Annotated in this window: 25 protein-coding genes, 1 tRNA gene and 1 riboswitch; of the genes, 15 read left to right on the top strand and 11 right to left on the bottom strand. The window is 61.6% G+C overall.

The annotated features are described in order from the left end of the window. The first annotated feature begins 8 nt into the window (after positions 1-8). Genes ACB033_RS02095 through ACB033_RS02085 form a run of 3 tightly spaced genes read left to right on the top strand, consistent with a single transcriptional unit; the run spans position 9 to position 1,481 of the window. Positions 9-701, top strand: coding sequence for a hypothetical protein (locus ACB033_RS02095; RefSeq protein WP_139723799.1), 693 nt, complete (start codon positions 9-11; stop codon positions 699-701). Positions 702-720: 19 nt separating this feature from the next. Continuing rightward, entirely contained in the window at positions 721-1,134 is a 414-nt protein-coding gene (locus ACB033_RS02090; protein WP_016350021.1) for a multidrug efflux SMR transporter, read from the top strand. A gap of 17 nt (positions 1,135-1,151) precedes the next feature. After that, the gene (locus ACB033_RS02085; RefSeq protein ID WP_010634671.1) at positions 1,152-1,481 is read left to right on the top strand and encodes a multidrug efflux SMR transporter; all 330 of its coding nucleotides are present in this window, start codon (positions 1,152-1,154) and stop codon (positions 1,479-1,481) included. 240 nt (positions 1,482-1,721) lie between these two features. Here ACB033_RS02085 and ACB033_RS02080 read toward each other — a convergent pair whose 3' ends face one another. After that, on the bottom strand, positions 1,722-2,780 hold the full coding sequence (locus ACB033_RS02080; protein WP_139723798.1) for an ATP-binding protein: 1,059 nt from the start codon (positions 2,778-2,780) through the stop codon (positions 1,722-1,724). After that, the gene (locus ACB033_RS02075; protein WP_139723796.1) at positions 2,777-3,505 is read right to left on the bottom strand and encodes a response regulator; all 729 of its coding nucleotides are present in this window, start codon (positions 3,503-3,505) and stop codon (positions 2,777-2,779) included. Before ACB033_RS02075 ends, ACB033_RS02080 begins: the two co-directional genes overlap by 4 nt. A gap of 155 nt (positions 3,506-3,660) precedes the next feature. Between ACB033_RS02075 and ACB033_RS02070 the strand changes: the two genes are divergently transcribed. The 4 genes from ACB033_RS02070 (at position 3,661) to ACB033_RS02055 (ending at position 8,906) form a co-directional block, all read left to right on the top strand. Beyond that, positions 3,661-4,797 carry an efflux RND transporter periplasmic adaptor subunit gene (locus ACB033_RS02070; RefSeq protein WP_371140302.1) on the top strand — a complete coding sequence of 379 codons (1,137 nt, stop codon included), beginning with the start codon at positions 3,661-3,663 and terminating at the stop codon, positions 4,795-4,797. Between the two features lie 35 nt (positions 4,798-4,832). Continuing rightward, entirely contained in the window at positions 4,833-7,961 is a 3,129-nt protein-coding gene (locus tag ACB033_RS02065) for a multidrug efflux RND transporter permease subunit (RefSeq protein WP_371140301.1), read from the top strand. 117 nt (positions 7,962-8,078) lie between these two features. After that, positions 8,079-8,441 (top strand): hypothetical protein, encoded by a 363-nt coding sequence (locus tag ACB033_RS02060; protein WP_193557951.1) that lies wholly within the window; start codon positions 8,079-8,081, stop codon positions 8,439-8,441. Positions 8,442-8,591: 150 nt separating this feature from the next. Continuing rightward, positions 8,592-8,906, top strand: a complete 315-nt coding sequence (locus ACB033_RS02055; protein ID WP_193557950.1) for a hypothetical protein — start codon at positions 8,592-8,594, stop codon at positions 8,904-8,906. Between the two features lie 240 nt (positions 8,907-9,146). On the opposite strand, the gene ACB033_RS02050 is transcribed toward ACB033_RS02055, so the two are convergent. After that, a tRNA-Ser gene (locus tag ACB033_RS02050) sits at positions 9,147-9,236 on the bottom strand. 416 nt (positions 9,237-9,652) lie between these two features. Between ACB033_RS02050 and ACB033_RS02045 the strand changes: the two genes are divergently transcribed. Beyond that, the gene (locus ACB033_RS02045) at positions 9,653-10,570 is read left to right on the top strand and encodes a L,D-transpeptidase family protein (protein ID WP_017788507.1); all 918 of its coding nucleotides are present in this window, start codon (positions 9,653-9,655) and stop codon (positions 10,568-10,570) included. Positions 10,571-10,597: 27 nt separating this feature from the next. Then, positions 10,598-11,596 carry a DUF481 domain-containing protein gene (locus tag ACB033_RS02040; RefSeq protein WP_042050485.1) on the top strand — a complete coding sequence of 333 codons (999 nt, stop codon included), beginning with the start codon at positions 10,598-10,600 and terminating at the stop codon, positions 11,594-11,596. 138 nt (positions 11,597-11,734) lie between these two features. Here ACB033_RS02040 and ACB033_RS02035 read toward each other — a convergent pair whose 3' ends face one another. The 3 genes from ACB033_RS02035 to ACB033_RS02025 form a co-directional block, all read right to left on the bottom strand. Beyond that, a complete protein-coding gene (locus ACB033_RS02035) occupies positions 11,735-12,454 on the bottom strand; it encodes a MaoC family dehydratase (protein WP_017783374.1) in 720 nt (239 codons plus the stop codon). A gap of 233 nt (positions 12,455-12,687) precedes the next feature. After that, positions 12,688-13,632 (bottom strand): 23S rRNA (adenine(1618)-N(6))-methyltransferase RlmF, encoded by a 945-nt coding sequence (gene rlmF / locus ACB033_RS02030; RefSeq protein WP_371140300.1) that lies wholly within the window; start codon positions 13,630-13,632, stop codon positions 12,688-12,690. Positions 13,633-13,783: 151 nt separating this feature from the next. Further along, positions 13,784-14,272, bottom strand: a complete 489-nt coding sequence (locus ACB033_RS02025; RefSeq protein ID WP_005298673.1) for a C40 family peptidase — start codon at positions 14,270-14,272, stop codon at positions 13,784-13,786. Between the two features lie 275 nt (positions 14,273-14,547). On the opposite strand from ACB033_RS02025, the gene ACB033_RS02020 reads away from it, so the two are divergent. Then, the gene (locus ACB033_RS02020) at positions 14,548-15,270 is read left to right on the top strand and encodes a 4'-phosphopantetheinyl transferase superfamily protein (protein ID WP_126882293.1); all 723 of its coding nucleotides are present in this window, start codon (positions 14,548-14,550) and stop codon (positions 15,268-15,270) included. After that, on the top strand, positions 15,267-16,115 hold the full coding sequence (locus tag ACB033_RS02015) for a tetratricopeptide repeat protein (protein ID WP_139723788.1): 849 nt from the start codon (positions 15,267-15,269) through the stop codon (positions 16,113-16,115). The genes ACB033_RS02020 and ACB033_RS02015 overlap by 4 nt, the downstream gene beginning before the upstream one ends. Positions 16,116-16,258: 143 nt before the next feature. On the opposite strand, the gene ACB033_RS02010 is transcribed toward ACB033_RS02015, so the two are convergent. Next, on the bottom strand, positions 16,259-16,501 hold the full coding sequence (locus ACB033_RS02010; protein ID WP_010634682.1) for an Lpp/OprI family alanine-zipper lipoprotein: 243 nt from the start codon (positions 16,499-16,501) through the stop codon (positions 16,259-16,261). Between the two features lie 224 nt (positions 16,502-16,725). Continuing rightward, positions 16,726-17,379 (bottom strand): 3,4-dihydroxy-2-butanone-4-phosphate synthase, encoded by a 654-nt coding sequence (gene ribB, locus ACB033_RS02005; protein ID WP_005298666.1) that lies wholly within the window; start codon positions 17,377-17,379, stop codon positions 16,726-16,728. Positions 17,380-17,484: 105 nt separating this feature from the next. Continuing rightward, positions 17,485-17,642, bottom strand: a riboswitch (FMN riboswitch). A gap of 199 nt (positions 17,643-17,841) precedes the next feature. Between ribB and purU the strand changes: the two genes are divergently transcribed. Further along, positions 17,842-18,678, top strand: a complete 837-nt coding sequence (purU, locus tag ACB033_RS02000; protein ID WP_017780649.1) for a formyltetrahydrofolate deformylase — start codon at positions 17,842-17,844, stop codon at positions 18,676-18,678. A 69-nt stretch (positions 18,679-18,747) separates the two neighbouring features. Here the strand turns inward: purU and ACB033_RS01995 are convergent, their stop codons facing one another. After that, the gene (locus ACB033_RS01995; protein WP_139723786.1) at positions 18,748-20,010 is read right to left on the bottom strand and encodes a DUF945 family protein; all 1,263 of its coding nucleotides are present in this window, start codon (positions 20,008-20,010) and stop codon (positions 18,748-18,750) included. Between the two features lie 95 nt (positions 20,011-20,105). Then, positions 20,106-21,587: a cardiolipin synthase gene (gene cls / locus ACB033_RS01990; RefSeq protein ID WP_099358613.1), complete on the bottom strand. Its 1,482-nt coding sequence runs from the start codon at positions 21,585-21,587 to the stop codon at positions 20,106-20,108. Positions 21,588-21,683: 96 nt separating this feature from the next. On the opposite strand from cls, the gene ACB033_RS01985 reads away from it, so the two are divergent. Beyond that, positions 21,684-22,226: a DUF1439 domain-containing protein gene (locus ACB033_RS01985; RefSeq protein WP_005298658.1), complete on the top strand. Its 543-nt coding sequence runs from the start codon at positions 21,684-21,686 to the stop codon at positions 22,224-22,226. A gap of 4 nt (positions 22,227-22,230) precedes the next feature. Here ACB033_RS01985 and ACB033_RS01980 read toward each other — a convergent pair whose 3' ends face one another. Further along, on the bottom strand, positions 22,231-22,710 hold the full coding sequence (locus ACB033_RS01980) for a GNAT family N-acetyltransferase (RefSeq protein WP_010634686.1): 480 nt from the start codon (positions 22,708-22,710) through the stop codon (positions 22,231-22,233). 428 nt (positions 22,711-23,138) lie between these two features. Here ACB033_RS01980 and ACB033_RS01975 point away from each other — a divergent pair, with 428 nt between their 5' ends. Next, positions 23,139-24,302, top strand: coding sequence for a M23 family metallopeptidase (locus tag ACB033_RS01975; RefSeq protein WP_139723785.1), 1,164 nt, complete (start codon positions 23,139-23,141; stop codon positions 24,300-24,302). 194 nt (positions 24,303-24,496) lie between these two features. Beyond that, positions 24,497-25,894: an alpha-amylase family protein gene (locus ACB033_RS01970; protein WP_162519776.1), complete on the top strand. Its 1,398-nt coding sequence runs from the start codon at positions 24,497-24,499 to the stop codon at positions 25,892-25,894. The last annotated feature ends 62 nt before the right edge of the window (positions 25,895-25,956 follow it).

Genomic DNA, 25,956 nt, shown 5'->3' with positions numbered 1-25,956 from the left:
AGATCCCCATGACCGACGAACAGATTGAACGCCTGGTCGAACAGATGCTCAGGCGCCTGCAGCCGCCACTGCTGGTGATGGTGACCGCGGCCCAGGGCTATCGGCAGGCCATTCGAAATCGTCTGGCCGGCTGTGGACTACCCCTGCAGCTTGCGCTGGCAGCAGAGATCGAGGATGGCGCACTGTGGCAACCGCTGGGAGAAACAGTGCCGGCCAGCATCTGGCAACAGGCCCTGCCGCCCACCCCCTATCGCGCGCTGGTGCTGCCCTTTCTCGACTACCCGCTGGCGATGGATCTGCTGAGCGGCTCGCTGCAAAGCCCCGTCGCCCGGCGGCTGCACGATGCCCTGCTGAGCGGCTTGCCGGTGCTGGCGCTGCGCTATCACTGCGATCCCGCCAGCGAGCTGAACCAGCTGCTGGGGGCACAACCGAGCGCGCCATACGCCGGGCACATGCAGGCGGCGCTCAGCCGTCTGGGCGAGAGCGGTGTGGTGCTGTGCACCATGAATGAGCTGCTGGAGAAGCTGGCACCGGCGAACGACGCGGCTCCTACGCCAGCGTGCACGACGCGCCGTTATCTCACGGTCAGCGATGTAGAGAAGGATCCGGCGCTGGCACACACGGCCGAGGCCCAGCTGACCGATGCCGCCATCGATTTTTTGAAAAGCAGAAGAAAAGAAAAACAACCTTACCTTAAATAACAAACCCGGAGTTTAACTTATGTCTTCAAAAACAAAATGTTGGCTATGGATGCTGCTGGTGATTGTGTCCGAAACCTCGGCCACCTCCACCCTCAAGATGTTTGGCAGCAGTGAAGGAACCACCAAGATGCTGCTGCTCGGTCTGCTCGTGCTGCTCTATTGTACCTGCTACTACTCCCTCTCCCGCGCGGTAAAAGACATTCCCGTTGGGCTTGCCTACGCCACCTGGTCCGGCACCGGCATTCTGGTGGTTTCCACGCTGGGGATGGCGTTTTACGGCCAGCACCCGGATACCGCCGCCATGATCGGCATGGCCGTCATCGCCAGCGGCATCGTCATCATGAACCTGTTCTCCAAGATGGGCAGCGAAGAGGGCAGCGATGCCTCCGCCGAGCCGCTCACTCCCCCCATGAACAACAACATCGCCAACTGACACAAAAGGAATGACCCATGTTTAATTTCGGATTCTTATGGCTGGCGCTCTCTATCGGCTCTGAAATCACCGGCACCTCGATGATCAAGAAGACCAACGGCTTCAGCAGACTGGGGCCATCCATACTGGTCGTCTGCGCCTACAGCCTGTGCTACTTCGCCCTCACCCGCGCCATGAGCACCATTCCGGTCGGGGTGGCCTATTCGCTCTGGTGCGGCTTCGGCATCGTCGGGGTCACCATCTGTTCGATGCTCCTCTACAAGCAAAAGCCGGATCTGCCCGCCATCCTGGCGATGGCGCTGATCATCTCGGGCGGGGTGATCATGAATGTCTTCTCCAGCATGTAACGCCGTGACAAGACCCTGGCAGTGGCGCTCTGCCCCTGCCACCGGCATGCCAGCCCTGACACGCCCTGCCGGGTAACAAACCGGCAAGCGTTGCAAAAGAGAAAGGCCCAAGCTGGCTGGCAGCTTGGGCCTCATATTTGATCCCGTTGTCGTTCCCGTGACTACACGCCCCCCATCGCATGCCTCAACCCCATCACCATGAGAAGGGAAAATAGCCTCTCTTGCTGGCAGGCTGTTGGCCTAGATTGGCCAGGAGAGCGTGAATGTCGTTCCGCCACGTTCGGTTGGTTGGCAAACCACACTGCCACCGTGGGCCTCGACAATGGCCTTGACCACGGCCAGTCCGAGCCCGCTGCCGCCGCTCTTGCGCGAGCGTGACGGATCCCCTCGACGAAATGCATCGAAGATATGGGCTGCAACCTCCTCGCTGATGCCGGGCCCCTCGTCTTCCACACTCAGAATGCACAGGGTGCCCGAGCGATACAGACGCACGGTCAGCAGGCCCGGCACCCCATGCTTCTGGGCATTTTCCAGCAGCGCCATCAGGGCCTGGCGGATGCGAAGTGCATCGCAGCAGACACGGAGTTCATCATCGAGCTCCCGCTTGAGCGTGAAGCCGCTCGCGGCCAGGGGGGTGGCAAACTCCTCGATCACCACGGCAAGCTCGTCTGCCAGCCTGCTCTCCTCTCGTTGCAACTCCAGATGGCCGCTGTCGTTGAGACTGAGCACCCGCAGGTCTTCGATCAGGTGGGTCAATCCCTCCACCTGACGTAGCAAGCCTTCAAAGAGCGCACGCTCTGGCGGAAATACCCCTTCGGCCAGCCCCTGCAAACGGCCACGCAAGATAGTCACCGGGGTGCGCAATTCGTGGGCGATGGCGGCATTCCAGAACTCCCGCTCGCGGGTCATGCTCTGCAGCCGTTCGGCCATGGTGTTGAAGTCCCGCACCAGTTGCGCCGTCTCCCCAATTGCCTGTTCATCCAGCGGCACGCGCGCATCGAGTTTGCCCTCTGCCACCTCGCGCAGGCTGTTCGCCACCGAATTGAGCGGGGTCAGGATGCGCCGAGAGAGGCGAACCGCCACGTACAGCGCCATCCCCAATGCAATCAGAATGGTCGAGCCTATCCAGAGCATCTCGACCCTGGAGGGTATCCAGCTCTCGGAGATGCTGCCAGGCACATAGGTCACGGCAATGGCGTAGAACACATAGGTGCCGATCACCGCGAGGGAGATGATGCCAAGCGCCATCAGCCCCAGGGAGCGGATGATCTGCCTGCGCAGGCCGGGGGCCGATGTCATGCATCGCCCCCGAAGCGATAGCCTACGCCCCAGACACTGGCGGGCACCCCCTGGATGCCGTGCGCCTCCAGCTTCTTGCGCAGCTTGCTGATGTGGCTGTCCACCGTGCGCTCCTGGGTATCCCCCTCGGGCAGGCAGTGGGTCAGCAGTTCGGCGCGGCTGAACACCCGTTTCGGCGCCCGCATCAGGGAGGCGAGCAACTTGAACTCGGTCAGGGTCAGATCCAGCACCAGTTGCCCCTCATCGCGGCAAAGGCTGGCCTCGTGGCTCTCCAGATCGATCTGGAAGGGGCCGACCCGCAGCACCCGGGACGTGGCCTGTTTTGCAACCTGGCTGCGTCTGAGCACCGCCTGCACCCGGGCCACCACTTCGGCCGGGTTGAAGGGTTTGACCACATAGTCATCCGCCCCCATGCGCAGCCCCATCAGCTTGTCGAGGTCCTGATCCAGGGCGGTCAGCATGATCACCGGCGTGTCGCCACGGGCCCGGATCTCGCTGAGCACCTGCCAGCCGTCGAGCTGCGGCATCTGCACATCCAGCAGCAGGAGATCGGGTTTGCATGTCTGGTGCATGGCCAGGGCTACGCGGCCATCGGCGGCATGCAAAGTGCGCAATCCGTGGCGTTGCAGGTAAGCGGCGAGGATCTCGGCGATCTCGGCTTCATCCTCTGCAATCAGTACCAGTGACTGGGCCGCCGGGCTGGCGGAGGCAGGAAGATACGACATGGTCGGCCTCGAAAATGGTGGGTTTGAACTTTATCACCGCCTCCATGGATTCTCCACAAAGCCTCGAATCATTCGCAATAGCCCCTCTCCATAATGCCCGCTCGATGTGCTCTCGCAGCAACACCATGCCGGGGAGACGGTTTAACGAGGTGAATATGATGTTTGTCAGACAGCGGTATGCGGGCGCTCTGCTCGCCGTCATTGCCGTATTCGGGTTGGCGGGTTGCGATGGGGTGCCGCAAGCGCAAGACACGCCGGCCCCCCCTCAGGTATCGGTGATGACGCTGGCAGGGCAGGAGCTGGTCATCAGCGAGGATCTGCCCGCCCGGGTGGCCGCGGTGCGCAGCGCCGAAATTCGCGCCCAGATAAGCGGCATTGTGCAGCGCCGCCTGTTCGAGCAGGGCGCCGAAATCAACGCAGGCACAGTGCTGTTCCAGATAAACCCGGCCCCCTTCAAGGCGGATGTCGACAGCGCCGCCGCCGCATTGCAGCGAGCCGAGGCCGTGCTGGCCCGCGCGCGCATCCAGATTGACCGCCTGGTGCCGCTGCTGCGCACCGAGGCCATCAGCCGCCAGACCTATGACGATGCCGTCTCCCAGCGGGATCAGGCGGCCGCCGACGTGGCTCAGGCCAGGGCGACCCTGGCCCGGCACCAGCTGAACCTGCAATTTGCCAGTGTGGAGGCTCCCATCGCCGGGCGCATCGATCAGGCCCTGGTGAGCGAAGGGGCCCTGGTGTCGCCGACCGATGCCACCCCCATGGCCAGGATCCAGCAGATCGATCAGGTCTACGTCGATGTGCGTCAACCGGCCTCGGTACTGGAAGCCCTGCGCCAGCAGACAGGGTCGACGGCGCCTGAACTGACGGTGGAGATCCTCGGCAGCAATGGCAAGCCGCTCGGCATGCAGGGGCACATCCTCTTCTCCGGCATCGAGGTGGATGCCGGTACCGGTGACGTGCTGCTGCGGGTGCTGGTGGACAACCCGGAGCGGCGCCTGCTGCCCGGTCTCTACGTGCAGGCGCGCATTCCCCGTGCCCGCTATGCCAACGCTCTGAGCGTGCCCCAGCAGGCGGTGGTGCGCACATCGGGCCAGACCAGAGTGTGGGTGCTGGATGCCAATGGGCAGGCACAACAGATAGCTGTCACAACCGGTGAGCTGGTGGCGCGCCAGTACCGCATCGCGTCCGGGCTCAGCGCCGGACAACGGGTGGTGATCGAAGGGATAGACCGCCTGACACCGGGTATGCAGGTCATTGCCCACCCCTGGCAACCCCTTGTTGCCGACCAGTAAGCCGGCACCCACACCCGCTGAATCGGAGACATTTCATGCCGCAGTTTTTTATTCATCGCCCGGTGTTTGCCTGGGTGATCGCCCTCTTCATCGTGCTGGCGGGGGTCATCGCCATTCCCAAGTTGCCCATCTCCCGCTATCCCTCGGTGGCGCCGGTGTCGGTGACCCTCTATGCCACCTATCCGGGCGCCACGCCACAGACCCTGAACGATGCGGTGGTGAGCCTTATCGAGCGCGAGCTGTCGGGGGTCAAGAACCTGCTCTACTTCGAGTCGTCGGTGGACGCCTCGGGCAGCGCGCAGATCACCGCCACCTTCAAGCCGGGCACCGACCCCGAGCTGGCCCAGATGGACGTGCAAAACCGCATCAAGGCAGTCGAACCCCGGCTGCCACAGGCGGTGCGGCAAACCGGCCTGCAGGTGGAGTCCGCCTCGTCCGGCTTTCTGATGATGGTCGGCATGACCTCGCCAGATGGCCGCTTCGATGAAATAGCACTGAACGACTACATGGCGCGCAATATCGTCCAGGAGCTGCGCCGCATCGAGGGAGTGGGACGGGTGCAGTTGTTCGGCGCCGAGCAGGCCATGCGCATCTGGGTGGATCCGGGCAAGCTCGCCGCCTACGGGCTGACCATCAGCGAGGTGGCGCAGGCCATCGAGCAGCAAAACGTGCAGATTGCACCGGGACGCCTCGGCGATGAACCCGCCCTGCCGGGGCAGCGTGTGACGGTACCCCTTACGGTTCAAGGGCAGCTGACGACCCCAGAGGCGTTCGCCGCCATCGTGCTGCGAGCCGGTACTGATGGCGCCAAGCTGGTGCTGGGTGATGTCGCCCGGGTCGAGCTGGGGGCGCAATCCTACGCCTTTGCCAACCGCGAGAACGGGGTGGCCGCCACCAGCGCCGCCATCCAGCTCTCCCCGGGTGCCAACGCCGTGCGCACCGCCGATGCGGTGCGCACACGCCTTGCCCAGCTCGCCCCCACACTGCCGGCGGGCATGGCCTACTCCATCCCGTTCGACTCGGCCCCCTTCGTCAAGGTCTCCATCGACAAGGTGATCCACACCCTGCTGGAAGCCATGGTGCTGGTGTTCCTGGTGATGTTCCTCTTCCTGCAGAACCTGCGCTACACCCTGATCCCGGCCATCGTCGCCCCCATAGCGCTGCTTGGCACCTTCGCGGTGATGCTGCTCGCCGGCTTTTCCATCAACTCCCTGACCATGTTCGGCATGGTGCTGGCCATCGGCATCATCGTCGACGACGCCATCGTGGTGGTGGAGAACGTCGAGCGCCTGATGGCCACCCAGGGGCTCTCGCCCAGGGAGGCGACATCGCGGGCCATGAAGGAGATCACCGGGGCGGTGATCGGCATCACCCTGGTGCTCACGGCGGTGTTCATCCCCATGGCGTTCGGCAGCGGCTCCGTGGGGGTCATCTACCAGCAGTTCACCCTGTCGATGGCGGTCTCGATCCTGATTTCCGCCTTCCTCGCCCTGACCCTGACGCCGGCGCTCTGCGCCACCTTGCTGCGCCCGGTCAGCCCGAGTCATCATGAGAAGCGCGGCTTCTTCGGTGCCTTCAACCGGGGCGTAGAGCGACTCACCGCGAGCTACGGCGTTCGGGTCACCCGGCTGGTCGGGCGCAGCGGACGCATGATGGCGGCCTTCATCGCCCTCTGCGCCGTGCTGGCCATCGCCGCCGCCCAGCTGCCCTCCTCTTTCCTGCCGGACGAGGATCAGGGCTACTTCATGACCTCCATCCAGTTGCCGACCGGTGCCACCAGCGAGCGCACCCTGGCGGTCATCAAGGAGTTCGAAGCCCATGTGGCCTCTCGCGAGGCGCTGGACACCAACCTGGTGGTACAGGGCTTCAGCTTCTCCGGCGCCGGCCCCAATGCGGCCATGGCCTTCACCATGCTCAAAGACTGGGACCAGCGTCATGGTGCCACGGCTGCCGAAGAGGCAGAGCTGGCACAGGCCGCCATGGCCAATAGCAAGGAAGGCACAGTGATGAGCCTGCTGCCGCCCGCCATCGACGAACTGGGCACCTCTTCGGGTTTCACGCTATTCCTGCAAGACAGGGCCAACCAGGGGGAAGCCGCGCTGCTGGCCGCCCAGGCGCAACTGCTGGCACTGGCCGCCCAAAGCGAGCTGGTGAGCGATGTCTATCCGGACAGCCTGCCCCCCGGCGAGAGCATTCACCTCGAGATCAACCGGCAGAAGGCCGAGGCCATGGGACTTTCGTTCACCAGCGTGAGCAGCACCCTGTCGGCGGCGATGGGGTCGCTCTACATCAACGACTTCCCTAACGGCGGGCACATGCAACAGGTCATCCTGCAGGCCGATGCCAAGGCGCGCATGCAGCTTGATGACGTGCTCGGTCTGCGGGTGCGCAATGCCAGCGGCGGCATGGTGCCCCTGCGGGAGGTGGTGACGCCGACCTGGCGCCAGTCGCCGCAACAGATGATGCGCTTCGAGGGCTTCCCCGCCGTGCGTCTCTCCGGGAGCGCCGCCCCCGGGGTTTCCAGCGGCGCCGCCATGGCACAGATGGAGCGACTGATGGCACAGATGCCGCCGGGATTTGCCCTGGCCTGGACGGGCCAATCGCTGCAGGAGCGCCAGTCGGCGGCCCAGGCCCCCATGCTGATGCTGCTGTCGGCGCTGGTGGTCTTCCTGGTGCTGGCCGCGCTCTACGAGAGCTGGTCCATTCCGCTCTCGGTGATGCTGGTGGTCCCCCTGGGCCTGCTCGGCGCCGTGGCGGCGGTGATGCTGCGCGGCATGCCCAACGACGTCTTCTTCAAGGTGGGCATGATCACCATCATCGGTCTGTCGGCCAAGAACGCCATCCTCATCGTGGAGTTTGCCCGCCAGTTGCACGGCGAAGGGCGCACGCTGCTTGACGCTGCGGTGACCGCCGCACGCCTGCGTCTGCGCCCCATCCTGATGACGTCGCTCGCCTTCACCCTCGGCGTGGTGCCGCTGATGCTCGCCAGCGGCGCCAGCGCGGAGACCCAGCATGCCATCGGCACCGGCGTGTTCGGCGGCATGATCAGCGGCACCCTGCTGGCCATCTTCTTTGTGCCGGTCTTCTTTGTCTTCATCATCGGGGCGCAGGAGCGCCTGCAAGTCTGGCGGGCCCGGCGTGCTAAGCAATGGGGAGAGCAGTAATGGCCGGGTTCTGTCCCCTGAGCCTGTTGTACGGCCTGAACGAGGGCCGCCAGACAGCCCTGGTTGAGGTCTGCGTTGTCAGTCCTCATTCACCCACCATTACGGAGGAGCCACGCCATGTTTTCTGACACTCAACGCCGCTGGCTGGTACTCCTGGCCTTCTTGCCGGTAGTCATCGACATGACCATATTGCACATTGCCGTACCTTCGCTGACCCAGGTCCTCGGTGCATCCGCTACCGAGGTACTGTGGATCATCGATATCTATCCGCTGCTGATGCCGGGACTGCTGGTGGCCATGGGCACTCTGGCGGATCGTATCGGCAACCGGCGTGTGTTGCTCACCAACCAGGCTTGTCATCTTCGGGATGGCTTCCCTGCTGGCCGCCTTTGCGCCGACGCCAGCCATGCTCACCAATGCACAGGGGCTGCTGGCCCTGGTGGACGCGATGATCATGCCGTGTGTGTTTGGCACCATTAGCCGCACCTTCCAAGAGGAAAATGAGCGTGCCATTGCGCTGGGCCAGTGGGAAACAGTTAGGGTTGCGGGGCGGTCCTCGGGCCGTTGATCGGCGGAGTGCGGCTGGCCCACTACTGACGGGGATCGACCTTTTTGATCTATGTCCCGGTCATGCTGTTGGTCGCGCCGCTGGTATTCATCCTATTGCCGCCAATCGAACGGACGACGTCGGGTAGCTGGGGATTGGGCCAGGCGCCGCTGCTTATCCTCGGCGCACTGGCGGGGGTCGAGCTGACCCTGGCGCAGGCGCTGCAATATGTGCTGGGCAACACGCCACTACAAGCCGGCATGTTCATCATCCCCATCATGGCCGCAGCCGCCGTGGGCGGCCCGAGCGCGGGTTACCTCTTCAACCTCTGTAGCCTGCGCACCGTCGCCAGCTCATCGCTGGCAATCTCTGCGGCCGCACTCTGCTATCTGACCTAGGTGGACTTTCACTATCCCAATGTCAGGATGCCAGCAACGCTGGCCCTGCTGGGACTCTGTCTCAGCATCGGTCTGACGGCTTCCTCCATTGCCAACATGGACGCAATGGAGGCGGACAGAGGTGCAGGGAGGCAACAGTCTATGAACCAGGGGCGGGGTTCGGGAGCACCTTCTAATTGCGTACTATAAAAATCACAAAATGAAAAAGCCCAACCTGTCAGACAGGTTGGGCCTTGAAGATGGCGGAGAGACAGGGATTCGAACCCTGGGTGGCATTGCTGCCACAATTGATTTCGAGTCAATCCCGTTCGGCCACTCCGGCATCTCTCCACGGGGCTTCATTGTTACCGTAGCCGCCTCTGGAAATCAACTTGAATCTCTTTAAAGATCAAACGACTGCACACAAAACCAGCAAGTGAGTGCATGTCTGGCAAGCAGGCGTCCGAGCCTGTCGTTCCCGGTACTGGTACCCAATACAGGGCGATCAGCCCTCAACATTGTGTCCCGTGCATTCGATGGCGCTGAACCGCCACCCCCTCTCCCGTCAGCGTTCCTCTGCTCATTGCAGATGGCTTGGCTTTGCATTAAAAACAGGCAAGACAGGGTCAACATGACGGATTGTCGTGCAGGGACCCGGCTGCAGCACTTGTCGGCCAGGCTGGCAATCGGCGCGCATTTGACTGACAATTTCCCCCTTTTACTCAAGAGGTCGCGGCGCGGCCCCCATCCAATCAGACAGGAAGTACATGTTCATCGCACGAACCCTCTCATTGCTGGCACTGACCGCCAGCCTGCTGACGGCTCCGGCCCTGGCTACCACCTATCCGCTGCCCCCGGCAGGCAGCCGCCTGATCGGCGAGCTGGAGGACTACATTGTCCAGCCAGATGAACATCTCGAGCTCATCGGCAAGCACACCCAGATTGGTTTTTTGGCGCTGCTGGAAGCCAATCCGGGAGTCGACCCCTATTTGCCCAAGCCGGGCACCCGGCTGACCCTGCCGACCCAGATGCTGCTGCCGGACGTGCCCCGCGAAGGCATAGTGATCAATCTGCCGGAGCTGCGCCTCTACTATTTCCCCAAGGGCAAGAACGAGGTGATGGTGCTGCCCATCGGCATCGGTGACATAGGGCGGGAGACCCCCGAAATGACCACTACCATCATTGCCAAGAACCCCAATCCGACCTGGGTGCCTGGCCCCATGGTGCGTAAATCCTGGCTGGAACAAAAAGGGATCACCCTGCCGGCGGTCGTGCCGCCCGGCCCAGACAACCCCCTCGGCAAGTTCGCCATGCGCCTTGGCTATGGCAAGCGGGACTATCTCATTCACGGCACCAACAAGGATTTCGGCGTTGGCCTGCGGGTCAGTGCCGGCTGCATTCGACTGCGCCCTGACGACATCGAGGCCCTGTTCAAGATTGTCCCCGTTGGCACTCAGGTGCGGGTGATCAACCAGCCGGTCAAGACCGCCATCGAGCCGGATGGCCACCACTGGCTGGAGGTTCACTCTCCCCTCTCCCGCACCGAACTGGAGCTGGAGCAGGGCGCCCCGCTGATCCTCTCCGCCGAGGCGCAGGCCTTCATCGCCAGGCCGGAAGTCGACGGTGACAAGGCCGCCAGCGCGCTCAACAGCAAGAACGGCATCCCCCGTCCCGTCAGCGGCTGATAGCCAACCATGTTCACGAGGATCTTCATGAGCTACCGCGTTTTTTGTCTGTTTGCCCTGCTGCTGAGCCCGGCGGCTCTGGCCGACATCCTCTGGATGGACAACGGTGACCGGCTGACCGGCACCATAGAAGAGATAGGTGACGAGGAGGTGCGCATCGCGCTCCCTTACAGTGAGCCCGTCACGGTCAAGCGCGAGGCGGTCAAGCGCTGGCGCATCGAGAAGCAGGACAAGCCGAAACCGACCGTCAAGAGCGGCATTACCCTGCTCGCCCTGACGCCGGATGATAAGAAGGCTTGGCTGTGGAGCGGCAGCGGCGATCTGAACGTCAAGCTCAAGCACAGCGACAAGCAGACCAACAACGTCAACCTGAAGGCATCCACCGAGGTGGCCAACCTCGACTGGCGTTATACGCTGGACGGGGAGTACATCTACGAGACCGCCAACAACGTCACCAACAGCCATGAGTACCGGCTCAAGCCCATGCTGGACTTCTTCTTCGACCAGCGCTGGTTTTTACGATCAGCCATCGACTTTGAATACCAGATGCTGGACCCCGAATACATGGATGTGGGGTATGTGACCGGCCCGGGTTACCGGTTCTGGAACGACAAGCGGCGACGACTGGAGCTGATCAGCCAAGCGGGACTGGAGCGTTCCTACTTCCGGCCAGGTTATTGGGACAACTTCATCATCCCCGATATTTTCAACGACAGGATCATCAGCTATCCCCTGATGGGCCTTGGCTGGGACTATCGTCAACCCGTTGCGCTCTGGTCGGAGCAACTGGAGCTGTTCAGCAAGGGCAGCTACAAGCGCTATCTGGACCAGCCGTCGCCCTACATCACCCGGGAACAGGCCGTAAAAGGCAGCCTGGGGATGCGCTACTACTTCAACGATCACCTGCGCCTCTCCTGGTCGAGCGAGCTCGACTGGGAAGACTCGAGATTGGACTATCAAGGTGTTCAGACACCCTTATCAGGCAAAGAGTGGCGTCATCTGATAAGCTTGGGGGCAAGCTTCTAGTCCTCAAGACAAGCCATGGATACGCAAGTGGCTGCGACATAGGTAAGTACAACAAATGCCATAAACAAAACAGGCTCACCGAGGTGAGCCTGTTTTTTTCTATACGATTCGGGCCACGGAGTGACAACCGTCACCCCATCAGAAGTAGAGTCGGGTGACAGATTCGATGACACAGCCGGGGCGACGTACACCCTCGATCTCCACCTTGATCTCCTTGAGCAGCTCCAACCCGCCCTTGATGGGGGTAACCCGAGCCAGCTTGGTGCGCGCGCGGATGTTGCTGTCCACCTTGATGGGGTACGGGAAACGAACCTGATCCAGACCGAAGTTCACCACCATGCGGGCGGTCGGAAACTCCGGATTGGCCTCGTCCACCGAGCCGGTCAGCTGCGGCAACAGGGCCAAGGTCAGGAAGCCGTGGGCGATGGTGGTCTTGAACGGCGATTCGGCCGCGGCACGCTCGGGGTTGGTGTGGATCCACTGATGATCCCCGGTCACGGCGGCAAACTGATCGATCATCTGCTGGCTGACATGCAGCCATTCGCCCACGTGGGTTTCTTCACCGATACGCGCCTGCAAGGTGGCAAACAGGGTAGCCGCCTCACCGTCGAGTTCGATGATCGACTCTTGCGGTGGCACGGGCTGGCCGTTGACGGCCTGCGCCGCGCCCTGCTGCTGCAGCATGGACTGGCTGTCGCTCTGCAAATCCAGCACTCGCCCCAGCAGAGGGTGGAGGTGTGCCTTTTGCTGAAACTCACGCCAGTAGTCGCGGATAGCCGGGGAGAGCCAATCCTTGAGCTCAAAGGGGTGCTGCGCCAGAATTTCGCGCTTGCGCTTCAGAAAATCGACAACTTTCATGTACCGATCCCTATTCGATTCAAAGCCTGTAAAGAGGTCTAACCAGTCCTATTTTATTAAAGTTACAGCTGAAAGTGCAAAAAAATCTCGGCGTACAGCTGTACCAAGGCAAAAATCACTACAGGATAGCTACATAACAGCATGATGAACCAACGAAGAAAACGATTGCCTGTTTTTTATCCGATCATGTTGGCATTGAGATGAAAAAGGCCCGTCACGAGCCTGTGTAGAGATCAGCGCGCTGCAGACCACCACTCGCGGCACCCTGCCTCATCGAAGAAGGTCCAGGCCAGCACCCGGCTCACCTTGTTGCCCTGCGCCATCTCGAGCACCCGCACCTGACGAGCACCGACCCGGGTCAGCGCCTTCTTCGCCGCCGGCAGATTCTCCTTTTTCGATACCAACGAGCTGAACCAGAGGCACTGCTCGGCAAAGGCCCGGCTCTGGTTGATCATCGCGGCCAGAAAGGCAGCCTCTCCCCCTTCGCACCAGAGCTCGGCCTTCTGGCCGCCGAAGTTGAGCACCGGCTTGTCCTTGACCTCCTTGCCCAGATTGCGCAGCTTGCGCTCAGTCCCCTTGCTCGCCTCCGCCAGCGATGCGTGAAAGGGAGGGTTGCAGAGGGTCAGCGCAAAACGCTCGCGCGGCGCCACTATGCCCTGAAAGATGTCGCCGGCCCTGCTCTGCAGACGGCACTCGATCTGGCTGCCCAACCCGTTGTTGTTCGCCAGCAGAGAGGCAGCCTTGACCGACACAGGGTCGATGTCGGAGCCGATGAAGCGCCAGCCATATTCGCGGGCACCCAGCAGGGGGTAGATGCAGTTCGCCCCCACCCCGATATCCAGCACCCGCACGCCCTTGCCGGTCGGCACCTTGCCCGCACTCTCGGCCAGCAAGTCAGCCACTCTGTGCAGATAGTCCACCCGCCCGGGAATGGGTGGACAGAGGTAGCCGGCGGGCAGATCCCAGTGTTGGATGCCGTAATGCAGCGCCAGCAGGGCCTTGTTCAGCGCCTTGACGGCGGCGGGGTCGGCAAAGTCGATGGTGCTGGCGCCGTAGGGATTGACGAAGACGAAGGGCTGCAGCTCGGGAGTGCGCAGACAGAGCGCGGCAAAGTCGTAGGGAGCCTGGTGGCGATTGCGCGGGTGCAATCCGGATTTATGGTCTGAACGGGTCTTCATGCTGGGCCTGCCGGGGAAAAAACGGGCCCACACTATAGTGATTCGGCTCCCGAAAGTCTAAATCGCAGCCATAAAAAACCGGGCTGCGGGAGCCCGGTTCAAGTGAGGTTGGAAAAACAGTCCGTACTGCGAGCCGTTTGTCCAGCCTGACTCAGATGTCGATCCGGCGTGCCTGCCAGAACTTGCTGCGCCAGTAAGAGCTGTCGAGCTTGGAACGGGTTACCCCGGCCCGGGTGGAGGCGTGAATGAACTCACCATTGCCCACATAGATGCCGACGTGGTTGAGGCGGCGATTGATTTTGAAGAAGACCAGGTCACCTTCGACCAGATCCTGCTTGGAGACTCGGGTGCCTTCATGGACCTGGGAGCGGGTATCACGGGGAAGTTCGATACCGACGGCGTTGCGGAATACTTCACGGGCAAAGGCGGAACAATCGATGCCGCGCTGGCTGCTGCCTCCCATGCGGTAAGGAACGCCGCGCCACTCTTTGTATACAGTCAGGATTTCGTTTACATCTGGGGTTTGCGAAGCTTCCGGTTCAATTACGGGTTCCATCATGGAAACTTCAATCTTGCTCGCGACCTCGGGCTGGGGTGCCGAGGCACAACCCACCATTCCGAGCGCGACCAGCAGTAGCATCAGGTGGCGCAATCCTTTATCCCCGCAAAATAGTAAAACTTGTTAAAATACGGCCCGAACGGGCAATTTATAAGGCAACAGCACCCGACTATATCCAAGAATTCTATCGAGGCAAGCGAAAATCCCTATCGACCTCACATTTCTGCAAGGAAATGCATTATTTTTCCTGATTAATGTGATCGTGGCCAAACAATATACAATCTCGAAAGAGGCCGTCCTGACCGGATTAAACTGACTTTTATCGCTGTTTCGCCGCTCTTTTAAAGTGAAAAATTATGATCTCTGTGGATCTCTATTTGTTAAAACCGGCAAAGGTCGACGCCGAGCAGCTGACTCTGCTGCAAACCCTGCTCTCCCCCGCCGAACGGCAGGCATGGCAGGCGATTGGCCAGCCGTTGCGCCGCCAGGAGTACCTGCTCAGCCGCGGGCTGCTGCGACGGCTGCTGGCCGAGCGCCTGCAGTGCAACCCCGATGCACTGCAATTTGCCAGCACCCCGCACGGCAAACCTGTGCTGGGCGACGGGCGCTGGCAGTTCAACCTCAGTCACAGCGGGGATTGGCTGGTGATCGCCCTCTGCGCCGCCGGCCCGCTCGGGGTCGATATCGAGATGGGTCAGCGCCGCCGCCAGACTCTGCCACTGGCGCGCCGCTTTTATGCACGCAGTGAATATGAGTGGCTGCTCGCCCTGCCCGAAGCGGAGCAAGAGTCGGCCTTCTATCGGCTCTGGTCGCGCAAGGAGGCGGTGCTGAAGGCCCACGGCGCCGGCATCGCCGCCGGCCTCGACAAGGTGCGCTTCGTGCCAGAGGAAGCGTGGCGGCTCGACAACCAGCTCGATAAACAGGATTACCGGGTGCAGGATTGGCCTATCGGCCAGGGCTGGCTCAGCCTGGCCGCACCAACCCTGACCGTCAATGGCTGGCTGCTTGATGGCAACTTGAATTCCAGCCCATTCAACCCCATGTTAACTCACACCATTTTCCAAGAGTCAGCCTCATGATCGTCGACATCAATCCCCAGAATTTCCAAGCCGCCCTGATCGATGCTTCCATGAAAAAGCCGATCGTCATCTATTTCCACGCCCCCCAGATGCCGGAGTGTCAGGCCATGACCCCGCAGGTGGAGGTGCTGGTCGGCCCGGCCAATCCCCAGGTGACCCTGGCCAAGGTCGACATGAACGATCCGCAGCTGCAACCGCTGGCCGGTCAGCTCGGTCTGCGCGCCCTGCCGGCGCTGGTGCTGTTCCATCAGGGCCGCCCTGACGAGCAGGCCATTCTGGAAGGCCCGCAGGACGAGGCCACCCTGCGCGGCTATTTCGCCGCCTTCGCCCCCAAGGAGGAGGAGCTGCTGCTCGAACAGGGGCAACAGGCACTGGCGGACGGCCAGACGAGCGTGGCCTATGGCCACTTCGGCAAGGCTCATCAGCTGGCGCCGGATCGCCACGACATCAGTCTGTGGTTGACCCAGGCGGCACTCGATCTCAATCTGCTGGATGAGGCACAGGAGCTGCTCGGCAAGATCCCGATGATCGCCCAGGATGACCACTATCAGACGCTTGTCTCCCGTCTGGCGTTGGCCCAACAGGCCGCGGACAGCCCGGAACTGCGGGCGCTGGAAGCCCGTCATCAGCAGGAGCCTGACAACTTTGCCCTGGCCCAGGAGCTGGCGGTGCAATACAGCCAGGCCGGCCGCCAGGAAGAGGCGCTGGCGCTGCTGTTCACCATCCTCAAGCGGGATCTCGCCTTCGGTGATGCCAAGAAGACCTATCTCGACATCCTGACCACCATGGGATCCAACCCGGCGGCACAGGGTTACCGTCGCAAGCTCTACAGCCTGCTCTACTGACTTGAAACGAAGATGAACAACGGGGTGATGCCGAGCAATCGGCATTGCCTTGTCAGGAGAGGATCAGCGAGGAAAATGCGGGAATTTGATGAATTTCAGGCAAAAAAAAATGGCGCATAACTGCGCCATTTTTTTCGCATGGATTACTTCTTGTAGGAAGTAGCCATGTTGTCGATGCGCTGGTTAGCACGCATAGCTTCTTGCTTGGCTTCTGCAACATCAGCAGCGATCTTGGACTGATCAGCACGAACAGCGCTAACATCTTGAGCCAGTTGGTCAACTTTGTTAGACAGATTCTGAACGGAAGTTTCCAGTTCGCTGGTGTTTGCACAACCGCCCAGCAGAGCGGACAGACCAACAACACCTACCAACAACATTTTTTTCATTTTAAAAGCTCCCTTTAACTCGCCAGACGTTTAGCAAGCGGCGTGATTATGGCACAAAAAAATCATAGTTTGGATAGGCCCCATCACAGATAAATGCATTAAAACCCTCATTTTTTTTTAAACGTACACTTTTTGTGCAAAGTTCAGTCAAAAATAAGGATCACTGGATGAGGTTCGCACAAAGCGTAACCAAATTTTGTGCTTATTACAATTTCGTATGAGGCTCAGGCTGAACGTTCTGACAGCAACTGACGATACTGCACCAGATCCTCGATGGTCAGCACCGGCATATCATGGCGGCGGCCAAATGCCACCAGATCCGGCAAGCGGGCCATGGAGCCATCTTCCTTGGTCAATTCGCACAACACACCGAATGGTTTGAGCCCGGCGAGCTGCATCAGATCGACCGTGGCTTCGGTGTGGCCGCGGCGGGTCAACACCCCGCCAGTGCGGGCCCGCAGCGGGAAGACGTGGCCCGGGCGGTGCAGGTCGGAGGGTCTGGCACCGTCGGCGATGGCAGCCCGGATGGTGGTGATGCGATCGGCCGCCGAGACGCCGGTGGTCACCCCCTGCGCCGCTTCGATGGTCACGGTGAAGGCGGTCTGATAGTGGCTGGAGTTGGCCTCCACCATCATCGGCAGTTCGAGCTGGCGTACCCGCTCGTCGGTCAGGCAGAGGCAGACGATGCCGGAGCACTCGCGGATCATCATGGCCATCTGTTCATTGGTCATGGATTCGGCGGCGAAGATGAGATCCCCTTCGTTCTCCCGATCTTCATCGTCGGCCACCAGCACGCCGCGACCGGCACGCAGGGCTGCCAGCGCCGCTTCGACACGGGCAATGGGATCACCAAATTCACTGAGAAGAGACTGATTCATGGTAAGACTCCTAAACAAGACAAGGACCAGAATCAGGGCATGGAAAGGCAGACAGAGATAGGCATGCAGCGGCCGGCCCGCGGGGGGCTTGCCTGCAATAGTCTGTCTTATCCTCTTTCATCCGGACTGTGACCGTCGGCTCCGGCATCTCACCGGATCTGCTGACCCCGTCCCGGCTGAAAACCGGGTCGGGCGCTCGCGGGCTCCCCGAGTCATATCGGGATACCGCCGGTGGGGAATTTCACCCCGCCCTGAGAATAAGCGCAGACAGCCTAAAGAAAAACGGCGCCGGATACCAGCATAAAACCCATCAAGGATGAATAGCATGCCTGCTCCTGGGCACGGATCGCCCGGATGCACGGCGCGCTGTCCTTTCTGATTTTGTTTGTGGCATAGTGCCAGAAAAAACGCGCGGCCTGCGCAGACTCAGGCGCCAACAACACCAACGGAATCATGACAGAGATGGAAAAGAAAATACTGCTGACGGACTGCCCGGACGCCAAGGGCCTCATCGCCAAGATCACCAACATCTGCTACAAGCACCAGCTCAACATCAACAAGAACGACGAGTTCGTGGATCACGAAAACGGCCGCTTCTTCATGCGCACCGAGCTGGAAGGGCGCTTCAACGACGAGACCCTGCTGGCCGACCTCGATGATGCCCTGCCCACCGGTGCCCAGCGCCGCCTGGTCAAGGCCGGCAAGAAGCGCATCGTCATCCTGGTGACCAAGGAGACCCACTGCCTCGGCGACATCCTGATGAAGAACTACGCCGGTGCGCTGGACATGGACATAGTGGCGGTGATCGGCAACTACGACACCCTCGCCGAGCTGACCGGCAAGTTCGACATTCCGTTCCACACCGTCAGTCACGAGGATCTGAGCCGCACCGAGCATGAAGAGCAGGTGCGCGCCATCATCGACGGCTACCAGCCAGACTACGTGGTGCTGGCCAAGTACATGCGGGTGCTGACCCCGAGTTTCGTCGAGGCCTATCCGCGCAAGATCATCAACATCCACCACTCCTTCCTGCCTGCCTTCATCGGTGCCCGCCCCTATCGTCAGGCCTTCGATCGCGGGGTCAAGCTGATCGGTGCCACCGCCCACTTCGTCACCGACGATCTGGATGAGGGCCCCATCGTCGAGCAGGACGTGATCCACGTCGATCACACCTTCAGTGCCGACGACATGGCCAAGGCCGGCCGCGACGTGGAGAAGTCCGTGCTGAGCCGGGCGCTCGAGCTGGTGCTGAACGAGCGGGTGTTCGTCTACGGCAACAAGACGGTGGTGTTCAAGTAATTCCGGCCACTGAAAACAACAAAGGCTCCCGCGGGAGCCTTTGTTCCATGTGCACTGACGCGACGTCAATCAGAGCGGCAGATCGTTGATGGTCATGGCGCCCTTGTCGAGCTTGATCTCGGCCGTCAGCTGATCCTTGTCCGCCTTGAGATACCCCATGGCCGCGAACTGGTCCAGCATGGGTGCCAGTTGCGGCACCGCCTTGCCCAGCTTGCCGCTCAGGTTGGCGTGCAGCAGGCCGGAGAGGGCGTGCATCCCCTCTTCGCTGTTGAACAGCTGCTCGAGCGAGGTGCTCGCCAGCTTGATATCTCCCTTCATGGCCACCGGTTCGCCGTTGAGATGGGAGCTCAAGTCCACCAGCTCCAGCGTGGCGCCACGCTTGAGCATCTTGTCCAGCGCCTGCTGGATCGCTTCCTCTTCCACGCCCTGGCCGCTGGAGGCCTGCAGCGCCTGATAGCCTTCCAGATCCAGCCCCTTCAGATTGAGGGCCAGCTTGCTCTGGGTCAGCGCCAGGTTGTCGGCCTCGTTCTCCAGATTGAGGGTATCCACCTTCATCTGGTAGCTGCTGGAGAGGGTCTGGGCATCATCCCCAGCCAGCTGGGTCTCGGAGGTCAGCCCCTGCAGGGAGAACTTGACGTTGTCCGGCAGCTGTACCGACAGCGCGGAGAGGGTCATGTCGCTGCGGGGAGAGAGCCAGATGCCGCGGATCTCGGCCATGTCGGCGCTGCCTTTGAGCTCGGCCAGCACCATGTCCATCTTGTTCTGCTCTTCGTGCAGGGTCATCCCCTGCCAGTGGAAGGTGAGGTGGCCATTGCCTTCCAGATCGCCGTGATAGTCACCCTTCATCGGCAGGAAGCTGAACTCGTCGAGCCCCTGCTTGACCTTGAACTCGTTGGCCCAGAAGCGGCTGCTGTTGCTGGAGGTCCACAGGCTGCTGACCGACTCGATGCCAAACTGCCACTGCTCCATTTTGAAGGCACTGAACACGGGCGCCAGCGAACCTTGCCTGGTGTCGAGCAGCATGTTGCTCTTGATATAGAGCGGCAGGATGCGGCTGTCGACGATGAACTGCACCTCGACCGGCTCGCTCCCCTCCAGCTGACCATCCAGGCTGGCCAGGGTCTGCGGGGTGATCACCATCTTCAGTACGCCATCGCGAGTGAATAGGTTGCTCGAACCCGGCTGCCAGCTCAACTCGATGCCGCTCTCCTGCTTCACCTTGGCGATCTGCTCGGCCATGATGCGGTCGAACGCGTTGCCCGTGTACCAGCAGGCACCCAGCCCACCCACCACCAAGGCCGCCGTGACGGCCAGCGATACTCGCTTCTTCATCTTTATTCCGTTCTCCAGGGAGTGATTGCCGCACTCTACGGGGCAAGTTCGGGGGGAGGCAAGCGCAATTCGGCGCCGACCACAATTAAGTGATGTCACAACAAGGGGCTGAACAGATAGAACATGTTCTCCATTGCCTTCTTGTACCAGGGGCGTGCCCGCCACTTGGCCAGCGACATGGGCGTCGCCTCTACCATGTAGCCCTGCACCAGCTGGGTCATCTCGGCGACGAACACCGGGTTGTCGATGAGCAGGGTCACCTCGAAGTTGAGCCAGAGGCTGCGCCGATCCAGGTTGACCGTCCCCACCAGGGCGAAGTCGTCATCCACCAGCACGCTCTTGGTGTGCAGCAGGCCGGCGTCGTAGCGGTAGATCTCCACCCCCGCCTCCAGCAGCTCTTCCATGAAGGCATTGCAGGCGTAATTGGCCATGATGGAGTCGTTGCGCGCCGGCAGCACCAGCTGCACCTGCACGCCGCGGGCCGCCGCCGAGGAGAGCGCCGCCGCCAGCGGATCGTCCGGCACGAAGTAGGGGGTGGTCAGCACCAGATGGTGGCGGGCCTGGTAGATGGCCAGCAGCAGGCTCTGCTGGATGCAGTCGCCGCCGACGAAGGGGCCGGACGGGATGAGCTGGGCCCGGTAGTTGCTCTGGGGCCAGGCCTCCGGCTCGTGCTGCAGGCTGTCGAGCAGCCGCTCGCCGGTCTCCATCTCCCAGTCCCAGACGAAGATGGACCACATCAGCGGCACCATGGGGCCCTGTACCCGGATCATGATGTCGACCCACTGGCCGACCCCGGCGTTCTGCTTGAAGAAGCGGGGATCCACCATGTTCATGGAGCCGGTGTAACCGACCCTGTCATCGATCACCACCAGCTTGCGGTGCATACGCAAATCCTGGCGCTGGAACGGGATGCGCCAGGCCCCGACCGGCAGCACCTCCACCAGCTTGACCCCCGCCTTGCGCAGCTTCTTAGGCCAGGGCGAGCGGAAGAAGGTCTTGCTGCCCATGGAATCGAGCAGCAAGCGACAATCCACGCCGCGCGCCGCCACTTCCATCAAGGCTTCACACACCTCGTCGGTGTCGCCGCCCGGGTGCCAGATGTAGAACTCCAGGTAGCAGGACTGGGAAGATTGGCGGATGTCGCGCACTATCTCGCGCAGGATGGCTTCCGGCTTGCTGAGCAACGTCATCCGGTTGCCGGAGAGCATGGGCATGGCCAGTCTGCCCTGGATCAGATCATGCAACGGCTGGGCCTTCTCCCCCACCTCGCAGCAGTGCTGGGGGAAGAGCCGGGCCAGCTGGCGGATCCAGATGGCGTAAGGGCGGTACATGGTCTGGGCCCGCTCGGCTCGCCGGCGGCCGAGGCGAATTTCGCCAAACAGCACGTAGAAGCCGACCCCGGCAAACGGGATGGCATAGATGAGGGCGAGCCAGGCCAGCGAGACCCCGATGGGGCGTCGCTTCATCACCACCCGCAATGAGACCCCCGCCACGATCACGGTGTGAAACAGCAGCAGCAACCAGCCCAGGAACTGGGAAAACAGCAGTTGGATGTCGTGCTCCAGACCGTTGATCACGAGAACTCCTTTTACACAGGGGTGAAAGCGGTGGGCAGATCCCACGAAAGCAGGATGGTATGCTGTAAGACACACCCATTCAATCAGGTCGTTAGCATGATCCTGTCATCTATGCTGCTCAGTCTGGCCATGCTAGGTCAAGGCTCATATGACATCAATGAGCAACAGATAAACCAGTACCTGCAATCCCAGGTGCAAGTGAACAAACAGCTGGAGCTGCCCGGCATCATCAAGGCCCATGTGCAGCTCGAGCAGAGCGACGTGCAGATCGGACGTCAGAGCCCGGACACCGCCCGGGTCTACGGCAAGGGCAAGCTCAAGATCGCCCTGCCGGACAACACCGAATACGACGCCCGGCTGAACATGGCCTACGAGGCGAGGCCGCGTTACGACAAGGCGCAGAGCGCCCTGTTCCTCGACAACATGAAGTTGATTGAATACAAGCTGGAGCCGGAGGCGGCGCAGCAGAAGTTCGGCTTCATGCTCGGCATGCTGCTGCAGAGCATGGAGAAGCGGCTGGAGACCCAGCCGGTCTACCGGCTCGATGCCAAGGATCCGAATCAGGCCTGGCTGAAGGAGAATCTGCTGGGGCTGGAGCTGTCACCGGGCAAGATCCACCTGCTGACCAAGCCCCAGTGACGATTTAGTTGTAGACCGGGGCCTTGGCCTGGCGCACCAGCAGCTCGATCTGGTAACCCTGTTCGCGCTGCTGGTCATAAAGGGAGAAGAGCGGCCCCTCCAGCTCGTGCAGGGGCAGGTCGGCAAAGCCGGCCTTGAGATAGAAGGGTTTTTCGAACGGCAAGGCCTGGCAGATCACCGGCTTGTCCAGCAGATCGCTGCAGGCGTGCTGCAACAGGCGAGAACCCAGCCCCAGCGACTGGTAGTGGGGCAGCAGGCGAAAGCCGCACAGGTGATAGTAATCCTGTTCGTCGCGCAGGCGCACGGCCCCCACCAGCCAGTGGGCGTCGCGTACCACGAAGATCCGCTCGGCCAGATCCGGCACGTAGTGGGAGAAAGTGGTTTCGTAGTAGTCCCTGATCAGGGAGAGATCCGCATCGCAGTACTCTTCGAACGTGAGTTCCATCGCCCGTTTGCCTATCACACTCGTTTCATCCTTGGCCATCCGGCCAGATCCTCGCACAGAAGTTGTTGGTCTAAGAGATCCGACCAGCATGAAGATATCACGGCTTTTAGTAACAAAAAAGCCAATAACCACACCAAGTTGCATACTTTTTAACATGCTGCCGGCGCGGCGGCAAACCGCGATCCTAGCACGGCAAACCAGAGGCAGACACTGTTTGTCCCTTCTCCTGACCCTTTACGGCAGCTCGCCATTTGATGACCCGCAACTCACTGATTTGGCTCTACAAACAGATCATGTAAACATTTATTAACAAGTCATTCTCGTCAGCGCCCCGCACAAAAAGCCCCATTCGAATAGCAACTTCACCGTTTCGCCCTATGGTGAAGCCTTGGCATAGCATCGCGCTGTTGTTGCCTGCGTGGGGTCATCCCCACACCGACACCTCACCACTTTGCCAAGGAGCTATCATGTCCAGACCGATCCCCTCCCTGTTGCTGCTGGCCCTGCTGCCCGCCGCCAGCTGGGCCGGCGACATCCATGTCCCGCTTGCCCCCTATCACTTCACGGCGCAGCAGCTTGCCGCCGGCCAGCCCTCGGCACTCCCCCTGGATGAGGCCCACTTCGTGTTCGGCGAGGCGGCCATGGCGTTCGATCTGCACGACTTCCTGCTGCAACAGGCGCCTCACCTGCTACCCAAGGAGGAGGTGATCCTGCACTGGAGCGGCATCACCAGCCTCAACCCCCAGCTGCTGCTGGCCCTGATGGAGACGAGCAGCCAGCTCATCTCGGCCCCCTCCGAGCAGGCCATGGCGGCGCCGTTCGCCAAGCTGGTGAAGGCCAGGGGCTTTGACAATCAGCTGGAGCTGATGGCGCGCCAGCTCTCCGAGCGCTTCTACCAGGCCCGCGCCCAGCTGCAGCTCACCCCGCGCCGCGCCCCCGCCCTGGCGCCGCAAGCCGCGCACCAGGCCGCCCTCGCCAGCCTGCTGAGCGCGCCAGTGCAGCAGCAGCTCGGTGAGCAGTGGCGGACCCTGTTCGGCCAGGACGCCATGACCTCCCCCGGGGGCGGCGCGGCTGCGCCCGCGGCACCGCTGGCTGGCGGTCAGTTCCAGCTACCCTGGCGCCAGGGCTACAGCTGGAAGGCCAATGGCGCCCACTCCCATACCGGCTCCGGCTACCCCTACTCCTCCATCGACGTCTCCTACGACTGGCCGGGCTGGGGCGGCGCCACCTACACGGTCACCGCCGCCAACAGCGGCACAGTCACCGTCTTCTCCCGCTGCCAGGTGCGAGTCACCGCCCCCAATGGCTGGGCCACCAACTACTACCACATGAGCGGGATCTCGGTGCGCAGCGGTGACTACGTGGCCGCCGACACCCCCATCGGCACCTATGCCAGCAACCGCAACGAGGCCCTGTGCGAGGGCGGCTCCTCCACCGGCCCGCACCTGCACTTCTCCCTGCTCTACAACGGGGTGTTCCAGTCCCTGCAGGGACAGAAGCTGAGCAGCTATGCCGTCAACGTCGGCACCAGCAACTACGACGACAACTGCAACCGCTTCTGGCTCTACAACCAGCGCAATGGCCAGCGCTACTGTGCCTGGCAACCGCTCTACAACAACGGGGTCGACTGAGTTGCAATACAACCTACTAAGTGATTGAAAAATCAGTAATGATGAGATCTGTGCGGTTTTTTGCAAGCCGTCACAGATCCGCACAGTCCGCTTTGAAAGTGCTCACAAAATCACCGTCAGGCGATTGCCGGCCAGCCAGGCTGGTGTGAGGCTCTGGGTGCCCATCAGGGCACCCAATAAAAGGACTGACAATAATGAAACACACAGCGGGAATCTGGGCGATCGCAGGCATGCTGATCGCTCCTTTGGCACACGCCGACGTCATACTGCACGCCTTCAACTGGAAATACAGTGAAGTCACCGCCAAGGCCGATCTCATCAAGGCTGCCGGCTACAAACAGGTGCTCGTCTCGCCGCCCCTCAAGTCATCGGGCGACGAGTGGTGGGCACGCTACCAACCCCAGGATCTGCGCCTCATCGATACACCCCTTGGCAACAAGCAGGATCTCGAGCAGCTGATCGCCGCCATGCAGGCGCGGGGCATCGCCGTCTACGCGGACGTGGTGCTCAACCACATGGCCAACGAAAGCTGGAAGCGCAGCGATCTCAACTACCCCGGCAGCGAGCTGCTGCAAAGCTATGCCGCCAACCCCGGCTACTTCGAGCGGCAGAAGCTGTTTGGCGATCTGGGTCAGAACTTCCTGGCCGGCCAGGACTTCCATCCGGAAGGGTGCATCAGCGACTGGAACGATCCGGGCAACGTACAATTCTGGCGGCTGTGCGGCGGTGCCGGCGACAAGGGGCTGCCGGATCTCGACCCCAACAACTGGGTAGTGAGCCAGCAGCAGGCCTACCTCAAGGCGCTCAAGGGGATGGGGATCAAGGGCTTTCGGGTCGATGCGGTCAAGCACATGAGCGATTACCAGATCAATGCCGTGTTCACCCCGGAGATAAAGCAGGGGATGCACGTGTTCGGCGAGGTGATCACCACCGGCGGCGCCGGCAGCAACGACTACGAGCGCTTCCTCAAGCCCTACCTCGACAGCAGCGGCCAGGGTGCCTATGACTTCCCGCTGTTCGCCTCCCTGCGCGGGGCGCTCGGCTATGGTGGCAGCATGAACCTGCTGGCGGATCCCGGTGCCTACGGCCAGGCCCTGCCGGGCAGCCGGGCGGTCACCTTCGCCATCACCCACGACATTCCCACCAACGACGGCTTTCGCTACCAGATCCTGAACCCGACCGACGAGAAGCTGGCCTACGCCTACCTGCTTGGTCGCGACGGCGGCTCGCCGCTGGTCTATTCGGATCACGGCGAGACCCAGGCCAAGGACGGGCTGCGCTGGCAGGACTATTACCTGCGCAGCGACCTCAAGGGGATGATCCGCTTCCACAACGCGGTGCAAGGCCAACCCATGCAGCTGGTCGGCAGCGGCGACTGTTTCGTGCTGTTCAAGCGCGGCAAGCAGGGGCTGGTCGGCATCAACAAGTGCGACTACGAGCAGGAGTACTGGCTCGATACCGCCAAGTTCGAGATGAACTGGTATCGCAACTACCGGGACGTGCTCGACCAGAGCGCCGTGGTCAACGTGCAGAGCCAGTGGGTCCGGGTCGCCATTCCCGCCCGCAGCGCCCGCCTCTGGCTGCAGGAGTAAACCGGCAACTGCCGTGCGAGGCCGCCAATGGGCGGCCTTTTTATTTGGTCTGCCGCCGCTAT

The sequence above is a fragment of the Aeromonas sp. S15(2024) genome (genome assembly GCF_041402265.1).
GTDB lineage: Bacteria > Pseudomonadota > Gammaproteobacteria > Enterobacterales > Aeromonadaceae > Aeromonas > Aeromonas dhakensis.
The sequence above is the reverse complement of the archived record's forward strand: the minus strand, read 5'-3'. Positions and strand labels throughout refer to the sequence as shown.

Coding starts and splice junctions, on each gene's coding strand:
- ACB033_RS02095 (WP_139723799.1), top strand. CDS start 9: ATGACCGACGAACAGATTGAACGCCTGGTCGAACAGATGCTCAGGCGC.
- ACB033_RS02090 (WP_016350021.1), top strand. CDS start 721: ATGTCTTCAAAAACAAAATGTTGGCTATGGATGCTGCTGGTGATTGTG.
- ACB033_RS02085 (WP_010634671.1), top strand. CDS start 1,152: ATGTTTAATTTCGGATTCTTATGGCTGGCGCTCTCTATCGGCTCTGAA.
- ACB033_RS02080 (WP_139723798.1), bottom strand. CDS start 2,780: ATGACATCGGCCCCCGGCCTGCGCAGGCAGATCATCCGCTCCCTGGGG.
- ACB033_RS02075 (WP_139723796.1), bottom strand. CDS start 3,505: ATGTCGTATCTTCCTGCCTCCGCCAGCCCGGCGGCCCAGTCACTGGTA.
- ACB033_RS02070 (WP_371140302.1), top strand. CDS start 3,661: ATGATGTTTGTCAGACAGCGGTATGCGGGCGCTCTGCTCGCCGTCATT.
- ACB033_RS02065 (WP_371140301.1), top strand. CDS start 4,833: ATGCCGCAGTTTTTTATTCATCGCCCGGTGTTTGCCTGGGTGATCGCC.
- ACB033_RS02060 (WP_193557951.1), top strand. CDS start 8,079: ATGTTTTCTGACACTCAACGCCGCTGGCTGGTACTCCTGGCCTTCTTG.
- ACB033_RS02055 (WP_193557950.1), top strand. CDS start 8,592: ATGCTGTTGGTCGCGCCGCTGGTATTCATCCTATTGCCGCCAATCGAA.
- ACB033_RS02045 (WP_017788507.1), top strand. CDS start 9,653: ATGTTCATCGCACGAACCCTCTCATTGCTGGCACTGACCGCCAGCCTG.
- ACB033_RS02040 (WP_042050485.1), top strand. CDS start 10,598: ATGAGCTACCGCGTTTTTTGTCTGTTTGCCCTGCTGCTGAGCCCGGCG.
- ACB033_RS02035 (WP_017783374.1), bottom strand. CDS start 12,454: ATGAAAGTTGTCGATTTTCTGAAGCGCAAGCGCGAAATTCTGGCGCAG.
- rlmF (WP_371140300.1), bottom strand. CDS start 13,632: ATGAAGACCCGTTCAGACCATAAATCCGGATTGCACCCGCGCAATCGC.
- ACB033_RS02025 (WP_005298673.1), bottom strand. CDS start 14,272: ATGCTACTGCTGGTCGCGCTCGGAATGGTGGGTTGTGCCTCGGCACCC.
- ACB033_RS02020 (WP_126882293.1), top strand. CDS start 14,548: ATGATCTCTGTGGATCTCTATTTGTTAAAACCGGCAAAGGTCGACGCC.
- ACB033_RS02015 (WP_139723788.1), top strand. CDS start 15,267: ATGATCGTCGACATCAATCCCCAGAATTTCCAAGCCGCCCTGATCGAT.
- ACB033_RS02010 (WP_010634682.1), bottom strand. CDS start 16,501: ATGAAAAAAATGTTGTTGGTAGGTGTTGTTGGTCTGTCCGCTCTGCTG.
- ribB (WP_005298666.1), bottom strand. CDS start 17,379: ATGAATCAGTCTCTTCTCAGTGAATTTGGTGATCCCATTGCCCGTGTC.
- purU (WP_017780649.1), top strand. CDS start 17,842: ATGGAAAAGAAAATACTGCTGACGGACTGCCCGGACGCCAAGGGCCTC.
- ACB033_RS01995 (WP_139723786.1), bottom strand. CDS start 20,010: ATGAAGAAGCGAGTATCGCTGGCCGTCACGGCGGCCTTGGTGGTGGGT.
- ACB033_RS01985 (WP_005298658.1), top strand. CDS start 21,684: ATGATCCTGTCATCTATGCTGCTCAGTCTGGCCATGCTAGGTCAAGGC.
- ACB033_RS01980 (WP_010634686.1), bottom strand. CDS start 22,710: ATGGCCAAGGATGAAACGAGTGTGATAGGCAAACGGGCGATGGAACTC.
- ACB033_RS01975 (WP_139723785.1), top strand. CDS start 23,139: ATGTCCAGACCGATCCCCTCCCTGTTGCTGCTGGCCCTGCTGCCCGCC.
- ACB033_RS01970 (WP_162519776.1), top strand. CDS start 24,497: ATGAAACACACAGCGGGAATCTGGGCGATCGCAGGCATGCTGATCGCT.